The sequence below is a fragment of the Salipiger sp. PrR007 genome (assembly GCF_010499845.1).
Lineage (GTDB): Bacteria > Pseudomonadota > Alphaproteobacteria > Rhodobacterales > Rhodobacteraceae > Salipiger > Salipiger pacificus_A.
The window spans coordinates 208,394-223,351 of record NZ_JAAGOZ010000028.1; the positions used below are offsets into that span (position 1 = coordinate 208,394).

General features: G+C 65.9%; 16 protein-coding genes and 1 tRNA gene. 8 read left to right on the plus strand and 9 right to left on the minus strand.

From position 1 onward, the window contains the following. The first annotated feature begins 89 nt into the window (after positions 1–89). Positions 90–551: an MmcB family DNA repair protein gene (locus G0Q01_RS13745; protein ID WP_164188698.1), complete on the plus strand. Its 462-nt coding sequence runs from the start codon at positions 90–92 to the stop codon at positions 549–551. Positions 552–580: 29 nt separating this feature from the next. Here the strand turns inward: G0Q01_RS13745 and G0Q01_RS13750 are convergent, their stop codons facing one another. After that, on the minus strand, positions 581–769 hold the full coding sequence (locus G0Q01_RS13750; protein WP_092424081.1) for a DUF6324 family protein: 189 nt from the start codon (positions 767–769) through the stop codon (positions 581–583). Positions 770–841: 72 nt separating this feature from the next. Here G0Q01_RS13750 and G0Q01_RS13755 point away from each other — a divergent pair, with 72 nt between their 5' ends. Further along, positions 842–1,357 (plus strand): GNAT family N-acetyltransferase, encoded by a 516-nt coding sequence (locus G0Q01_RS13755; RefSeq protein ID WP_164188700.1) that lies wholly within the window; start codon positions 842–844, stop codon positions 1,355–1,357. 53 nt (positions 1,358–1,410) lie between these two features. After that, positions 1,411–1,487, plus strand: a tRNA-His gene (locus tag G0Q01_RS13760). 135 nt (positions 1,488–1,622) lie between these two features. On the opposite strand, the gene G0Q01_RS13765 is transcribed toward G0Q01_RS13760, so the two are convergent. Continuing rightward, positions 1,623–1,946 (minus strand): DUF6476 family protein, encoded by a 324-nt coding sequence (locus tag G0Q01_RS13765; RefSeq protein WP_164188702.1) that lies wholly within the window; start codon positions 1,944–1,946, stop codon positions 1,623–1,625. Between G0Q01_RS13765 and G0Q01_RS13770 the strand changes: the two genes are divergently transcribed. The 5 genes from G0Q01_RS13770 to G0Q01_RS13790 all read left to right on the plus strand — a co-directional run bounded on the left by G0Q01_RS13770 (position 1,945) and on the right by G0Q01_RS13790 (position 6,896). Further along, positions 1,945–2,973, plus strand: a complete 1,029-nt coding sequence (locus tag G0Q01_RS13770; RefSeq protein ID WP_164188704.1) for an RluA family pseudouridine synthase — start codon at positions 1,945–1,947, stop codon at positions 2,971–2,973. The genes G0Q01_RS13765 and G0Q01_RS13770 overlap by 2 nt on opposite strands. Positions 2,974–3,153: 180 nt before the next feature. After that, a complete protein-coding gene (gene rpoH / locus G0Q01_RS13775) occupies positions 3,154–4,050 on the plus strand; it encodes an RNA polymerase sigma factor RpoH (RefSeq protein WP_164188706.1) in 897 nt (298 codons plus the stop codon). Positions 4,051–4,159: 109 nt separating this feature from the next. Further along, positions 4,160–5,134, plus strand: a complete 975-nt coding sequence (locus tag G0Q01_RS13780; protein WP_164188708.1) for a Gfo/Idh/MocA family protein — start codon at positions 4,160–4,162, stop codon at positions 5,132–5,134. A 138-nt stretch (positions 5,135–5,272) separates the two neighbouring features. Then, on the plus strand, positions 5,273–5,830 hold the full coding sequence (gene phaR, locus G0Q01_RS13785) for a polyhydroxyalkanoate synthesis repressor PhaR (RefSeq protein ID WP_108964690.1): 558 nt from the start codon (positions 5,273–5,275) through the stop codon (positions 5,828–5,830). 124 nt (positions 5,831–5,954) lie between these two features. Further along, complete coding sequence (locus G0Q01_RS13790; RefSeq protein ID WP_164188710.1) at positions 5,955–6,896, plus strand: DMT family transporter; 942 nt, start codon at positions 5,955–5,957, stop codon at positions 6,894–6,896. Here G0Q01_RS13790 and G0Q01_RS13795 read toward each other — a convergent pair. The 7 genes from G0Q01_RS13795 to G0Q01_RS13825 form a co-directional block, all read right to left on the minus strand. Next, the gene (locus tag G0Q01_RS13795; protein ID WP_164188712.1) at positions 6,884–8,095 is read right to left on the minus strand and encodes a DegT/DnrJ/EryC1/StrS aminotransferase family protein; all 1,212 of its coding nucleotides are present in this window, start codon (positions 8,093–8,095) and stop codon (positions 6,884–6,886) included. The two genes, G0Q01_RS13790 and G0Q01_RS13795, sit on opposite strands and share 13 nt — an antisense overlap. A gap of 112 nt (positions 8,096–8,207) precedes the next feature. Beyond that, positions 8,208–9,509: an FAD-binding oxidoreductase gene (locus G0Q01_RS13800; protein ID WP_164188714.1), complete on the minus strand. Its 1,302-nt coding sequence runs from the start codon at positions 9,507–9,509 to the stop codon at positions 8,208–8,210. An 84-nt stretch (positions 9,510–9,593) separates the two neighbouring features. Then, positions 9,594–10,958: a glutamine synthetase family protein gene (locus tag G0Q01_RS13805; RefSeq protein ID WP_108964694.1), complete on the minus strand. Its 1,365-nt coding sequence runs from the start codon at positions 10,956–10,958 to the stop codon at positions 9,594–9,596. Beyond that, positions 10,955–11,641, minus strand: coding sequence for a type 1 glutamine amidotransferase (locus G0Q01_RS13810; protein WP_164188716.1), 687 nt, complete (start codon positions 11,639–11,641; stop codon positions 10,955–10,957). The genes G0Q01_RS13805 and G0Q01_RS13810 overlap by 4 nt, the downstream gene beginning before the upstream one ends. A 63-nt stretch (positions 11,642–11,704) precedes the next feature. Beyond that, on the minus strand, positions 11,705–13,048 hold the full coding sequence (locus G0Q01_RS13815; protein ID WP_108964696.1) for a glutamine synthetase family protein: 1,344 nt from the start codon (positions 13,046–13,048) through the stop codon (positions 11,705–11,707). A gap of 189 nt (positions 13,049–13,237) precedes the next feature. Continuing rightward, complete coding sequence (locus tag G0Q01_RS13820; RefSeq protein ID WP_108964697.1) at positions 13,238–14,047, minus strand: ABC transporter permease; 810 nt, start codon at positions 14,045–14,047, stop codon at positions 13,238–13,240. Then, positions 14,044–14,925 (minus strand): ABC transporter permease, encoded by an 882-nt coding sequence (locus tag G0Q01_RS13825; protein ID WP_164213533.1) that lies wholly within the window; start codon positions 14,923–14,925, stop codon positions 14,044–14,046. Before G0Q01_RS13825 ends, G0Q01_RS13820 begins: the two co-directional genes overlap by 4 nt. Between the last annotated feature and the right edge of the window lie 33 nt (positions 14,926–14,958).

Here is a 14,958-nt window from a genome sequence, read left to right on the forward strand (position 1 = left end):
ATCTGACAGGAGATAGGCGTGAAGGGGGCGCAAAAAAGAGTGAGCGGGCTTCGGGTTGCCTTTGTTCACCTATTGTTCATATTGGAGGCATGAGCATCCTGAGCGAAACCCCAATGATGCCCGGCCAGCTGCTGGCCCGTGGCGTCTGTCGTCACCTTGCCAGCCTCGGCTTCGCGCCGGTCGAGGAATTCGTGCCTGAGCGCGGCCGCCGGGTCGACGTGATGGCGCTGGGGCCAAAGGGCGAGATCTGGGTGGTGGAATGCAAGAGCAGCCGCGCCGATTATATGTCTGACGGCAAATGGCAGGGCTATCTCGACTGGTGCGACCGCTATTTCTGGGCCGTGGACGAGCTGTTCCCGACCGACCTGCTGCCCGAGGGCACGGGCCTCATCATCGCCGACGCCTATGATGCGGAGATCCTTCGCATGGCGCCCGAGACGAAGCTCAGCGGCGCGCGGCGCAACGCGCTGATCCGGCGCTTTGCCACCCATGCGGCGCGGCGGCTGCAGGCGCTGCGCGACCCCGAGGCGCGGCTCGGCGCCTGGGGGTAAGGTCTGGAAATGTCAGGCGGGCTGGCGTCTCAGCGCTTGACCTTGCGCGCGGTGGCCGCGGCGGCGCGCAGCTCCTCGGCGATTTCCTCAGCTTCCTCGGGATCGAAATCCATCGGGATCTCGAGATCGCCGGCGTAAATGTAGAGACGCACCATGCCCTGGTCGGTCGGACCGATCTGCAGGTTGGCTTCGATGTCGCGTTCGGTGTTGATCCCCATGACCGTCCCCATGAAACTGGAATGGCGCGGGCTTAGCCCCGCGATGTGCATATTGCAAGCGAGAGGGGCGGGATGTCCACGTTGCACGCGCCGCGAGAGACCATCAAGCTGAAGCCCTACGCTGCCGAGGATCGGGCTTGGCTGGTGCGCCAGCATGCCGAGCTCTACGCGCGCGACGAGGGGTTCGACGACAGCTTCGGCCCGCTTGTGGAGAGCATCCTGCGGGATTTCGAGGCGGCGCATGACCCGGCGCGCGAGCGGGGGTGGATCGCTTGGGACGGGGAGGCCCGGCTCGGCAGCATTTTCTGCGTCGACGGGGGCGCGCGAGAGGGCGAGTCGCTGGCCAAGCTGCGGCTCTTCCTGCTGCTGCCGGAGGCGCGGGGCAGGGGACTCGGCCAGCGCCTGCTCGAGACCTGCATGGGATTCGCGCGTGACGTTGGGTACACTCGGATGACGCTCTGGACCCATGAAAGCCACCACGCCGCCTGCGCGCTCTATGCCAAGAACGGGTTTTCTCTTGTGTCCTCGGTACCTGTGACCAGCTTCGGGGTGCCGCTCGTCGAGCAGCATTGGGAGCGTGCGATTTAACTCAGGATTGGGGCTTGCAATCGAAAATGGCTGGCGTTATTTCCCCCGAGCGTGCCGCCTTAGCTCAGTAGGTTAGAGCGCTTGATTGTGGATCAAGAGGTCTCCCGTTCGAACCGGGAAGGCGGTACCATCTCCCCCTCATCAGTATGAGACAGGCCGAGACGCACAGTTTCCCTGTGCCGCGCCGGTTTGCGCCTCTGCCCAGTCCGTGCAGAGGCGCGGGCTGCCCGGGGTATTCTTGCGTAGAAGAAATACCCTCGGGGGGTCAGTCGGCAGAGGTGATCGTGATGGTCTGGCGCAGCTCTTGTGTCGCCCGGTCGAAGATCAGGATCTGGTCATCCGTGGTGACCACGGCATACCAATCGCCGCCCTGAGTGAAGGCCGAGGCCGTCGCGCCGGAGGGCAGGGCGATCTCGGCTGGCAAAGGCGCGGGCGGTTTGGTGGCAGCCGTGAACCGGATGACAATCAGCGACACAATGGCTACAAGCCCTGCGATCATCACCGCCGTAAGCACCGTGACCAGCCGCCGCAGGAAGCGCAGGTTGGCCGGTTCGGGCAGGATTTCGGGATCTTCAGGAGTATTGGACATGGAGCAGCCTCTGCGCGTCGTCATCGGGGAAGCCCCGCCGCCGCGTCTTGATAAGGCGCTGGCACGCGATGTGCCAGAGGAAGCCGCGCTGTCGCGCACGCGTCTCGCGAAACTCATCGCCGAGGGCGCGGTCACCCGTGCGGGTGAGGTGCTGTCCGACCCCAAGGCGAAGGTCGAGGAGGGCGACGTGCTGGAGATCTCCGTGCCACAGGCCGAGGAGAGCCACATCGGCCCCGAGGACATCCCGCTCGACATCGTCTGGGAAGACGAGGACCTCGTGGTGGTCAACAAGCCCGCGGGTATGGTCGTGCACCCGGCGCCCGGCACGCCCTCGGGGACGCTGGTCAATGCGCTGCTGTTTCACTTCGGCGAGGCGCTCTCGGGTGTCGGAGGGATGAAACGGCCGGGCATCGTGCACCGGATCGACAAGGATACCTCGGGTCTGCTGGTGGTGGCGAAATCCGACCGTGCGCATCACGGCCTTGCCGCGCAATTCGAAAAGCACAGCGCCGAGCGCGCCTATCTGGCGGTGGTGCACGGGGTGCCCTCGACCGCCGATCCGCGGCTGCGCGGCGTGAAAGGCGTGTCGGTCGAGCCCGGAGAGGTGATCCGCATCCAGTCCGGCCTCGCGCGGCACAAGACCGACCGGCAGAAGCAGGCGGTCTATTTCGACGGGCAGGGGCGGCATGCGACGACGCGGGCGCGGGTGCTCGAGACCTTCGGCACGCCCCCGGCGCTGGCGCTGGTGGAATGCCGGCTCGAGACGGGGCGCACCCACCAGATCCGCGTGCACATGGCCCATGCCGGGCATGGGTTGATCGGCGATCCGGTCTACGGCGGGCGCCGCAAGATCGCCGCCAAGGCTTTGCCCTCGCAGGTGGTGGCAGAGGTCGATCGCTTCGACCGGCAGGCGCTGCACGCGGCGCTTTTGGGGTTCGAGCACCCGGTGACCGGCGACGCGCTGCGCTTCGAGGCGGAGCTTCCCACGGACATGGCACATCTGCTGCAGACACTGCGCGGCGAGTGACATATCCTTCGCATCTGCGTGAGGTCGCCAAAATCCGGATCCGCACACCGGGACCATGCGTTAAACACGTGAAAACCTTGAACACCCTATGGTGCATCCGTGCACAGCGGGGTGGTTGAATTCCACCGAGGGGCTGCCCATATGGCATGTTAACCCTCATAACATTGGAGGAAGGGGCACGTGAGCAACTATGCGAATCTGCCGGCGCCATCGCCGGAAGCCGGCCTCAGCCGTTACCTGCAGGAGATTCGGAAGTTCCCTCTGCTGGAACCGGAAGAGGAATACATGCTGGCTAAGCGCTGGGTCGAGGAGCAGGACGCCGAGTCGGCCCACAAGATGGTCACCAGCCACCTGCGTCTCGCGGCGAAGATCGCCATGGGCTACCGCGGCTACGGCCTGCCGCAGGCCGAGGTGATCTCGGAGGCCAACGTCGGCCTGATGCAGGCGGTGAAACGCTTCGACCCCGAGAAGGGCTTCCGCCTTGCGACCTACGCCATGTGGTGGATCCGTGCCTCGATCCAGGAATACATCCTGCGGTCCTGGAGCCTCGTGAAGCTCGGCACCACCTCGGCGCAGAAGAAGCTCTTCTTCAACCTGCGCAAAGCGAAAAACCGCATCGGTGCGCTGGAGGAGGGTGACCTGCGCCCCGAGCACGTCGAGAAGATCGCCACCGACCTCGGCGTATCCGAGGACGAGGTGATCTCTATGAACCGGCGCATGTCGGGCGGAGATGCCTCGCTCAACGCCACTGTCGGCTCCGAGGGCGAAGGGTCAATGCAATGGCAGGACTGGCTCGAAGATGAAGACGCCGATCAGGCCGCCGATTATGCCGAGCGCGACGAGCTGGACGCGCGCCGTGCCCTGCTGGCGCAAGCCATGGACGTGCTGAATGAACGCGAGAAGGACATTCTCACCCAGCGCCGTCTTGCCGAGCAGGCGGTGACGCTTGAGGAGCTGTCGGGCATCTATGACGTCAGCCGCGAGCGGATTCGGCAGATCGAGGTGCGCGCCTTCGAGAAGCTGCAGAAGCGCATGCGTGAATTGGCGGTGGAGCAGGGGATGCTCACCGACGCCTGATCCTGTCTTGCAAGGCCCCTTGAACGCCCGTCGCCCTGCGGCGGGCGTTTTGCTTGCGAGGGACGCTGCGGGCGCTAACATCAGGCGCGACACAAAAAGGGAAGAGATCATGGCCGACCACGTCAGATGGGGCATCCTTGGCGCCGCCAATTTCGCGAAGAACTACATGGGTCCCGCGATCCACGCCGCGCGGGGCGGCGCGCTGAGCGCCATCGCCACCTCCAAGCCGGAAAAGGCCGTGCCCTTTGCCGAATTCGCGCCAGGGCTGAAGGTGCATGAGGGCTACGCGGCGCTTCTGGCCGATCCGGAGATCGATGCGGTCTACATCCCGCTGCCGAACAGCCTGCATGTAGAGTGGAGCCGCAAGGCCGCCGACGCCGGCAAGCACGTCCTTTGTGAAAAACCCATCGCGATGAGGGCCGAGGAGATAGACGAGCTGATCGCCGTGCGGCAGGCGACGGGAAAGTTGGTGGCCGAGGCGTGGATGGTGGCGCACCACCCCCAGTTCGCCAAGGCGCGCGAGCTTCTGCAGGCGGGCGAGATCGGCGACCTGGTGCGGGTCGACAGCACCCATAGTTTCTACAACGACGACCTCGGCAATATCCGCAACCAGGCAGATGTCGGTGGCGGCGCGTTGCGCGATGTGGGCGTCTACGCCCTCGGCTCGGTGCGGCTGATCACGGGGCAGGAGCCTGGCGAGATCCTGGCCGCCGATATCGACTGGCAGAACGAGGTCGACGCCAGTGCCCACGTGATGGCGCGCTTCCCGGGGTTCCTCTACACCGGCCGCGTCTCGACCCGTGCCGCGCCCTGGCAGGAGATCGTGCTGCATGGGACCAAGGCGGTGATGCGCCTGCCTGTGCCATTCAACGTGCAGGTCTTCGGCGAGGCGCGGCTCGAGCTGCACGGCCCGGGGCTGGAAACCCGGACCTGGCGCTGGCCGGCCGAGAATCATTACGTGTTGCAGGTCGAGGCCTTCAACCGGGCAGCGATGGGCGCGGCGGACTATCCGCTGCCGCTGGAGTTCTGCCGTGGCACCCAGGCCTTTGTCGACCGCATCTTCGCTGCGGCGCCGCAGGGGTGATGCTGCGCAGCATTTTCCGGGCCGCGGCGCAGCGAAATCGCTGGCCGCGCTCGGCAAGTGTCAGTGAAACTGATGCTTTTCTTTTTTTCTGCGCTCGCATAGGCTTCTTCTCAACTCTGCGTGGAGGGAGGGTCCATCGTGGCTGACAAGGAAAAACCGCTGCTCATCAAACGTTACGCGAGCAGGCGGCTCTACAATACCGAGACCAGCGACTACGTGACGCTCGAGGATATCTCGGGCTTCATTCGGGACGGCCGCGACGTGCAGATCATCGATCTGAAGTCGGGGGATGATCTTACACGGCAATACCTGCTGCAGATCGTCGCCGAGCACGAGAGCCGCGGCGAGAGCGTTCTGCCGATCAACGTGCTGACCGACCTCGTGCGCAGCTACACCACGCAGGCGACCTCGGTCGTGCCGCAGTTTCTTGCCGCCAGCTTCGAGATGTTCCGCGACAGCCAAAGCAAATGGGCGGACAGCATGAGCCACATGAACCCGATGATGCCGAAAATCCCGGGGCTCGAGGCGATGCAGGCGCAGCAGGAGGCCTTCCTCAAGGCGATGGCCGGGAACATGGGCAAGAGCTGGTCCGGCCCCGAGAAGGAAGAGCCGCAAGGCGAAAGCGAGGAAGACCTCGCCGCCATAAAGAAACAGCTCGCCGAGTTGCAGCAGAAGCTCTCGAAAATGGACAAGTGACGCGGCGGGCCCTTCGGGGCCCGAGGTGTTTCGGGGGGCGCCCGAGAGCACGACTTTCAGCGCCGCCGCGGCAATGCGCAGGATTCGGATTTCCTCTGCAGGCGGCTTGCGGCAAAGGAAGGGGATGGACACCGCATCTTCTCTCCGCATCGACCGCCGCTCGGGCCTGTTGCTGCTCACGCTGGCCGCGCTCTGGGGCAGCACCTTCCTCTTTGCGGAAATCGCGCTGACCGAACTCAGCCCGATGCAGGTGACGCTGCACCGGGTGGTGATCGCGGCCGTCGCGCTCTGGCTGGTGCTGCGCCTGCGTGGGGTCAAGCTGCCGCGCGCGCCGCGACTCTGGGGAGCCTACCTGGTCATGGGTGCACTCAACAACGCCTTGCCCTTCACGCTGATCTTTTGGGGCCAGACCCATATCGAGAGCGGGCTGGCGGCGATCCTCAACGCCTCGACCGGTGTGCTGGGCGCGGTGGTGGCAGGGCTTTTGCTGCGCGACGAGCGGCTGAGCTGGCGCAAGGTGGCCGGGGCGGGCCTGGGCTTGGCCGGGGTGGCGGTGGTGATCGGCCCGGACCGGCTCACCACGCTCGATCCGCGCAACCTGGGGCAGGGGGCGGTGCTGTTGGCGGCGCTGAGCTACTCGCTGGCCAGCGTCTGGGGCAAATTGCGGCTCGCCGGGCAGCCACCGCTGGCCAACGCCTTCGGCATGCTGGCGGGCGCCGCGGTGATCATGCTGCCGCTGGTGCTCTGGCAGGACGGGCTGCCGACGCTTGATTACGCGCCGCGCGTCTGGGCTGCGCTGCTGGGCCTGTCGCTGCTGGCCACGGCGCTGGCCTTCATCCTTTACTTCGCGATTCTCTCCCGGGCGGGCGCGGCGAACCTGATGTTGGTCACTCTGCTCATTCCCCCCTTCGCCATTGTCATCGGGCGCGTCGTCCTTGGCGAGCAGCTTCCGCCCGGCGTCTACCTCGGCCTCGGGATCATCGCCGCCGGGCTGGTGGTGACCGACGGGCGGCTGCTTGGGCGTCTTCGCCGCAAGCCGCCCGCCGACGAAGCTCAGGTGCCGTAGGCGCGCAGCGGACCCATCACGCTCTCGGCGGCGCCTATCAGCACCTCGGCCACTGCCTCGCAGTCGGCGAGGCTTAGCCGGGCGGGCAGGCGGGTGTCGCAGGCGCGCTCGAGCATGGCGCGGGTGCGCGGCAGCTCGGGCACCTCCTCGAGGAACTGCCAGTTCCAGAAGGCCCGGGCATTGTCTGTCGAGAGCCCGAAGAGCTGCACCTTCACGCCGCCCGCCTCGGCGGCAGACAGGAAGGCACGCATCTCCCCGGCGCTCATCCCGGTGAGGTTGAACTGCAGCGAGTCCGGCGCGCGCTCCTCAGGCGCCAGCTTCTCCGGCACCTCGATCCAGGGCGAGCGGTTGAGGAGTGCCGCCACGTGGTCATGGTTGCGCCGCCCGTCGCGGACACGGCGCGCGACGTGCTCAAGCTGCGGGCGGATCACCGCGGCGGCGAGGTTGGATAGGCGCAGGTTGTAAAGTGGAAGGCGGTTCTGCCAGCGGTCAAAGGCCTCTTCCAACTCGGGGGAATTGTCCCCCGGCGCCATATGCTTGCGCCAATTGTGTTCGTAGGCGCCCGAGAGGATTACCGCCCGCGCCACCAATTCGGCATCATCGGTGATCAGGATGCCGCCCTCGCCGGCATTGACCAGCTTGTAGCTCTGGAACGAGAAGCAGCCGACCCGGCCCAGCGTGCCGATGTTGCGCCCCGCCCAAGTGGTGCCGAGCGAATGCGCCGCATCCTCGATCACCGGCAGGCCGCGCGCGTCGCAAAGCGCCAGGATCGCGTCCATGTCCGAGGTGTGGCCGCGCATGTGGCTGATGATCACCGCGCTGACGCCCTCGAGCTTGGCCTCGAAATCGGCGATGTCGATGCGGTAGTTCTCGCCGACCTCGCAGAGCACCGGCACGCAGTCCGCATGCACGATCGAGGAGGGAACGGCGGCGAATGTGAAGCCGGGGATCAGAACCTTGGCGCCGCGTGGCAGGTCCAGCGCCTTCAGCGACAGGAAGAGCGCCGCCGAGCAACTCGACACCGCCAGCGCGTATTTGCTGCCCAGCAGCGCTGCGAACTCGCGTTCAAGCAGGGCGACAGGCGCGTTCTCGGGGGCGGTGTAGCGGAACAAATCGCCCGACAGCAGCAGGCGGTCGATCTCGGCGCGGGCGTCTTCGGGAATGGGCTCCGCATCATGCATGTTCGGAAGGCTGCTCATATCACTAAACCCAAATTGTTTCTTCTGAAAAACTTAAACACCTGATCTGTGACAGCCAAGTGAAAAGGCCTCCCCGGGGGGAGGCCTTGCGGAAACTTGCCCGGCGGCAGTCTCAGATCCCGATGCGGTCGCGCAGCGCGTACCAGCTCATCGCCAGCGCCAGAAGCGGCGTGCGCAGCGCCGCGCCCCCCGGGAAGCCGGGCACCGGCAGGGACGCCATGGCGTCGAACCCCGCCGACTGTCCGCGCACCGCCTCGGCCAGCAGTCGCCCTGCGTGCACCGCGGTGCCCACCCCGTGGCCGGAATAGCCCGAGGCGGTGAGCACGTTGGGCCCGAGCCGGGCCAGCAGCGGCAGGCGCTTCATTGTGATCGCCAGCGTGCCGCCCCAGGCGTAGTCGAGGCGCGCGTCCTCGAGCTGCGGGAAGATCTCCAGCATCGGCTTGCGCACCAGCGCCTTGATGTCAGCGGGGAAGCGGTAGCCGTAACTTTCGCCGCCGCCGAACAGCAGCCGCCCGTCGTGGCTGAGCCGGAAGTAGTTCACCACGAATTTGGAATCCGCCACTGCCACGTCGCGGGTGAGCACGTCGCGGGCGCGTTCTCCGAGCGGCTCGGTGGCGACAATAAAGTTGTTGATCGGCATGACCTTCGCCGCGACCTTCGGCTCGAGCCCGCCAAGATAGCCGTTGCAGGCAAAGATCACCTGACCCGCACGCAGAGTGCCGCCGCTGGTGTGGATCAGCACCTCGCGTCCCTGCTCGACGCTCTCGACATGACTGGTCTCGTAGATCCGTGCCCCGGCTCCGGCGGCGGCCTTGGCCAGCCCCAGCGCAAAGCGCAGCGGGTGCAGATGCGCCGCGCCCATATCGAGCACCCCGCCGCGATAGTCGGGCGAGGGGCAGAGCGCGTGGAAGGCCTCGCGGTCCAGCGCCTCGATCTGGTAGCCGTATTTCTCGCCCATGTGCGCGGCATAGTGGTGCAGGTGCTCCACGTCGCCCTTGCTCGAGCCGCACCAGGCGACGCCGTCACGCAGGTAACAGTCGATCTGATGCTTGGCGATCAGCGAGCGGCAGAGCTCCTTGGCCTCTTCGCCCAGATCCCAGAGAACCCGCGCGTTGCCTTCGCCGACCATCTTCTCAAGGCTCAGCTGATCCTGCCTCTGCCCCGAGCCGAGCTGCCCGCCATTGCGCCCCGAGGCGCCGAAGCCCACACGATGCGCCTCGAGCAGCGCCACGTCGAGCCCGGCCTCGGCAAGGTGCAGCGCGGCCGACAGCCCGGTATAGCCGCCGCCAATGACGCAGACATCGGCCCGCGCCTCACCCTCGAGCTTGGGGAAGGGCGGCAACATCTCCGCGGTGGCTGCGTACCAGCTCTGCGGATACTCGCCGCGCCGGTCGTTGGAGAACAGCAGGTCCATAAGGCGTCTCCCGTGGTTTCTTCTAGGCGAAAATATCCCGGGGGTGGGGGCACCCCCGCCGACGCCTCGGGCGATGGCGCGCGCTCAGACGTTGAGCAGCAGGTGCTCGCGCTCCCAGGGGGAGATCACGGCAAGGAACTCCTCGTACTCGGTGCGCTTCACGATCGAATAGACGCGCGCGAACTCCGGTCCCAGCACCTCGTGCAGCTTGGTCGCCTCGTCGAAGATGTCGAGCGCCTGGCCCAGCACGCGCGGAATGTCTCCCTCGCCTTCGTAGGCGTCGCCGCGGAATTGTTTCGAGGGCCGCAGTTCCTCCATCAGGCCGAGGTAGCCGCAGGCCAGCGAGGCGGCGATGCCGAGGTAGGGGTTGCAGTCCATCCCGGCGAGGCGGTTCTCGACGCGGCGCGCGGAGGGACCGGAAATCGGGATGCGAATACCGGTGGTCCGGTTGTCGCGGCCCCATTCGAGGTTGATCGGCGCTGCGCTGTCGCGCACGTAGCGGCGGTAGCTGTTGACGTAGGGCGCAAGCACAGCGATGGCCGCGGGCAGGTAGGTCTGCAGCCCGCCGATGAAGTGGAAGAAGGCGTCGGTCTCGCCTCCGGCGGGGCCGGAGAAGATGTTGCGGCCGGTCTCGATGTCCATCACCGAGTGGTGGATGTGCATTGCCGAGCCGGGCTCGTCGGCGATCGGCTTGGCCATGAAGGTGGCGAAGCAGTCGTGGCGCAGCGCCGCCTCGCGGATCAGGCGCTTGAAATAGAAGATTTCGTCGGCCAGCTTGACCGGGTCGCCGTGCTGCAGGTTGATCTCGAGCTGACCGGCGCCGCCCTCCTGGGTGATGCCGTCGATCTCGAAGCCCTGCGCCTCTGCGAAGTCGTAGATGTCGTCGATCACCGGGCCGAACTCGTCGACCGCGGTCATCGAATAGGCCTGGCGGGCAGCGGCGGGTCGACCCGAACGGCCCATCATGGGCTTGATGTCCTTGGCCGGATCAACGTTGCGCGCCACCAGGAAGAATTCCATCTCGGGCGCCACCACGGGCTCCCAGCCCTGCTTGCGGTAAAGCTCGACAACGCGCTTGAGCACGTTGCGCGGCGCGGCAGGGACCGGCTCGCCCTTGCGGTCGAACGCGTCGTGGATCACCTGAAGTGTCCAGTCAGCGGTCCAGGGCGCGGCGGTGGCGGTGCTCATGTCCGGGCGCAGGATCATGTCACGCTCGATGAAGCCGACGGTCTCGTCCGCCGCCTCGCCCCAGTCGCCGGTGATCGTCTGGTAGAAGATCGACTCGGGCAGGTGGAAATAGTCCTGCCGTGCGAACTTCGAGGCCGGAACCGCCTTGCCGCGGGCAATGCCGGGCAAGTCGGCGATCACGCATTCGACCTCGTCGAGCCGCCGCCCTTCGAGATAGGCGGTGGCGGGTTGCGGAAGCTGGCCTGTCCAGTCTTCGGTCATGCGAGAGCCTTTTGCTTGAAGAAATGCGCGAATTGATCGGCCACCGCCCGCTGGTCGAGCGGGGTGCCGAGCGCCTTGCCGGCGGCGTCGAGCCGCTCCTGCGGAACCACGCCGGGGCCGCGGGTCTCGATCAGGGCGCGGGTGAAATCGTCGCTGAACTCGGGATGGGGCTGCACCGTGTAGGCATGGCCCGGATAGAGCAGGGCGGCGTAATCGCAGAAGTCGGAGCTGGCCACGACCTCGGCCCCCTGCGGCAGCTCTGTGACCTGATCCTGGTGCCAGGCATTGATCACCTTTTCCTGCCCGTCCTTGAAGCGATAGGTTGTCGGCCCGACGACCCAGCCGCCGGGGTGCTTCTCGACCTTGCCGCCAAGCGCCTGCGCGATGATCTGGTGGCCGAAGCACACGCCGATCAGCGGCTTTTCGGCGGCGTAGATGTCGCGGATCAGCTGCTCGAGCGGCGGGATCCAGGCGTGATCCTCGTAGGCGCCGTGGCGCGAGCCGGTGATGAGCCAGCCGTCCGCCGACTCGGGGCCGTCTGGGAACTCGCCATTCACCACCGACCAGCTTTGAAAGTCGAAGCCGTAGCCGTCGAGGAGCCGGGCAAAGAAGGCGGGGTATTCACCGGTCTCACCCGCGAGTTCCGCGGGGACGAGGCCGGTTTGCAGTATGCCGATTTTCATGGATCACACATGTGGTTTCTGGCGCAAAGGTAGACTTGCCGCGACGAGGCGGCAAGGCCGTGCTCAGACTGTATCTAGGTAGATTTCGACCTGTTCGAGCGGCGAGAGCTCGGTCATGTAGAGCTGCTCCTGCCGCTTGGTCAGCAGCAGGTTGCGGATCAGCTCCTGCGGCAGGATGCGGGGCATGATCTCGCTCGTCTCGAAGGCGTCCATGGCCGAGACCCAGTCCGTCGGGATCATTGGAAGGTCCTGCGCGTAGGCGTTGCCGGTGATCGGCTCGGGTGGCTCGATCTCGTCCTCAATGCCATTGAGCGCCGCGCCGAGGATGGTGGCCATCAGCAGGTAGGGGTTCACGTCGCCGCCCGCCACGCGGTGCTCGATCCGCCGCGCCGCCGGGCTGCCCGAGGGCACACGGATGGCTGCGGTGCGGTTCTCGTAGGCCCAGGAGATGCCGCAGGGGGCGTGGTTCTCGGGGATCAGACGTTCGTAGGAGTTGAGGTGCGGCGCGAAGATCAGGGTGCTGTCGTGCATGGCTTCGACACATCCGCCGATGGCGTGGCGCAGCACGTCGGTGCCCTTCGGACCGCCATCATCGAAGATGTTGTTGCCGTCCTCGTCGAGCACCGAGAAATGCATATGCATCCCCGAACCTGCGTAGTCCTCGTAGGGTTTGGCCATGAACGACGCGGCAAAGCCGTGGCGGCGGGCCAGCCCCTTCAGCAGCATCTTGAAGAGCCAGGCGTCATCGGCGGCGCGCAGCGCGTCGTCCTGATGCATCATGTTGATCTCGAACTGCCCCAGACCTGCCTCGGAGATGGCGGTGTCGGCGGGGATGTCCATGTCCTCGCAGGCATCGTAGAGATCGGTGAAGAAGATGTCGAAAGTGTCGAGCGCGCGGATCGAGAGCACTTCGGCGGCCTTGCGGCGCTTGCCCGAGCGGGGCGAGACCGGCACCTGCAGCTTCTTGGCGCTGTCGTCGATCAGGAAGAATTCCATCTCGAGCGCGACCACCGGGGTCAGCCCGTGGCGCTTGTAGCGGTTGACCACCTGCGCCAGCGCGTGGCGGGGGTCGCCCTCGTAGGGCTTGCCGCCCTCGTGGAACATCCAGATCGGCAGCAGGGCGGTGGGCGCCTCGAGCCAGGGCATGGGCACGAAGCCGCGCTCGGTGGGTTTCAGAACGCCATCGCGGTCGCCGGATTCAAAGACCAGCGGGCTGTCGTCGATGTCCTCGCCCCAGATGTCGAGATTCAGCGCCGAGAAGGGGAAGCGAGTGCCGTCCTCGACGACCTTGTGAGCGAAGCGGGAAGGAACGCGCTTGCCGCGCGGCTGTCCGTTGAGGTCGCATGCGGCCACACGGATGGTGCGGACCTGGGGGTTCTTGCGGAGCCAGGTTTTCGGGTCTGTCATTTTCTGTCCAAGAATTTGATCAAATTCAGCGTAGCGAGTCGGATGCTGACTGGCAAGCGGGGGTTGGGGGGAAGAAAGCGAGTATTTTTGGAAAGATGAACGGCTGGGCGTGACGCGGCCGGGAAAGCGATCATGAAAAAGCCGGGCGCTGGGGTGGCGTCCGGCTCTCGCGTCTCGTGCGTCGGCGGCTCAGCGCATCAGCAGCCGGGGGCGCATCCGCATCTTCTGGCGGCGTTCCTTCGGCAGGTGCCGGTTCAGCCGCTTGTTGATCAGCCCGAAGATCCCCACCACGCAGAGCGTCAGCAGGATGAAGAACCCCGCGAGGATCGGATAGGGCACGAAGGGGTTGAAGGTCTTGTCGGCGAAGTAGTTCGCGTAATAGAGCGCGTCGCCGCGTTGCTGCCACGCCGGGAAGCCCGAGAAGAAGACCAGCGTCGTGGCATGGAAGAGGAAGATCGCCTCGTTGGTATAGGCGGGCCAGGCCAGCCGCAGCATGGTCGGCCAGACAATCCGCCTGAAGCGCGGCCAGCCCGAGAAACCATAGGCATCCGCCGCCTCGACATCGCCCCGCGGGACCGACAGCAGCGCCCCGTAGAAGATCTCGCCGGTATAGGCCGCGGTGTTCAGGAACAGCACCAGCGCCGCCCCGAGCCATGCCGAAGTCAGCGGGTCGAAGGCGGGCGACACGCTCTTGAGGCTGAGGAACAGGAAATAGGCGAAGAAGAACTGGATGAACAGCGGCGAGCCGCGGAAGACGAAGATCACCCATTCCGCCAGCTTCCGCACTGGCGTGACCCTGGACGCCTTTCCGAGCGCCAGCGCCGTTGCGAGGAAAAAGCCGGTGACCAAAGCGACCACGCCGAAGTAGATGTTCCACAGCATGCCCGAGCCGATCAGCGTGACCTGCTGGCACAGGGTGAAATTGTCGCGCGGCAGCAGCCGCTCGCCGATGCCAATAGAGCGCAGCCCGTAGTCGGCGATGGTTTCCCAGCAGCTCATGCGGCCTTCCTCTGCGCTTCGCCGCCCATGGTCGCCTGCCCATGGGTGAGCCGTTTCATGATCCGGCCCAGAACGATTTCCGACACGCGGGTGAAGGCGAGGTAGAACACCAGCAGCGCCAGGAAGTACCACACGCGCCAGTCGGGGTGCGGGTAATCGGTGAATTTCGCGGTTTTCGACCCGCCCAGCTCGCGCGCCCAATAGACGATATCCTCGACCCCCAGCAGGAACAGCAGCGGCGTGGCCTTGATCAGCACCATCCAGAGGTTCGACAGGCCGGGCAGGGCGTAGACCCACATCTGCGGCACAAGGATGCGCCAGAAGGTCTGGCGGCGGCTCATGCCATAGGCCTCGGCGGTCTCGAGCTGGGCATGGGGCACGGCGCGTATGGCGCCGAAGAGCACGTTGGCGGCAAAGGCGCCGAAGACGATCGAGAAGGTCAGCACCGCGAGCGAGAAGCCGTACGTCTCGTGCACCCATTGGGCGGCGGTCGAGAGCGGCAGCTTTGCCTCGGGGCAGACCACGAAATCATTGCCTTGGCGGATCGGCTGGTCCCAGTCGGGACATTTCACCTCGTGCCGTATCCACTCGAAGAACTGGTCGAGGGCGATCACGAAGAACAGGAAGAAGGCGATATCCGGCACGCCGCGCACGATGGCGATATAGGCCTTCCCGAGCCAGGACAGCGGCGGGAAATGCGAGCGCGCGGCCATGGCGCCGCCGAAGCCGAAAGCAAGCGCGACGGGTGCGGTGACCGCCAGCAGCAGCAGCACGGTGCCTACCGAGACATAGATCGACAGGTGCTTGCCCGTGGTCAGGTAGCAGCTCAGCCATGCCAGGCCGTCGATCGCATTGGGGTCGGTACACCAGGAGAACATGTCTTATCAGCCGTCGAGGGGGCCGCAGGGGCC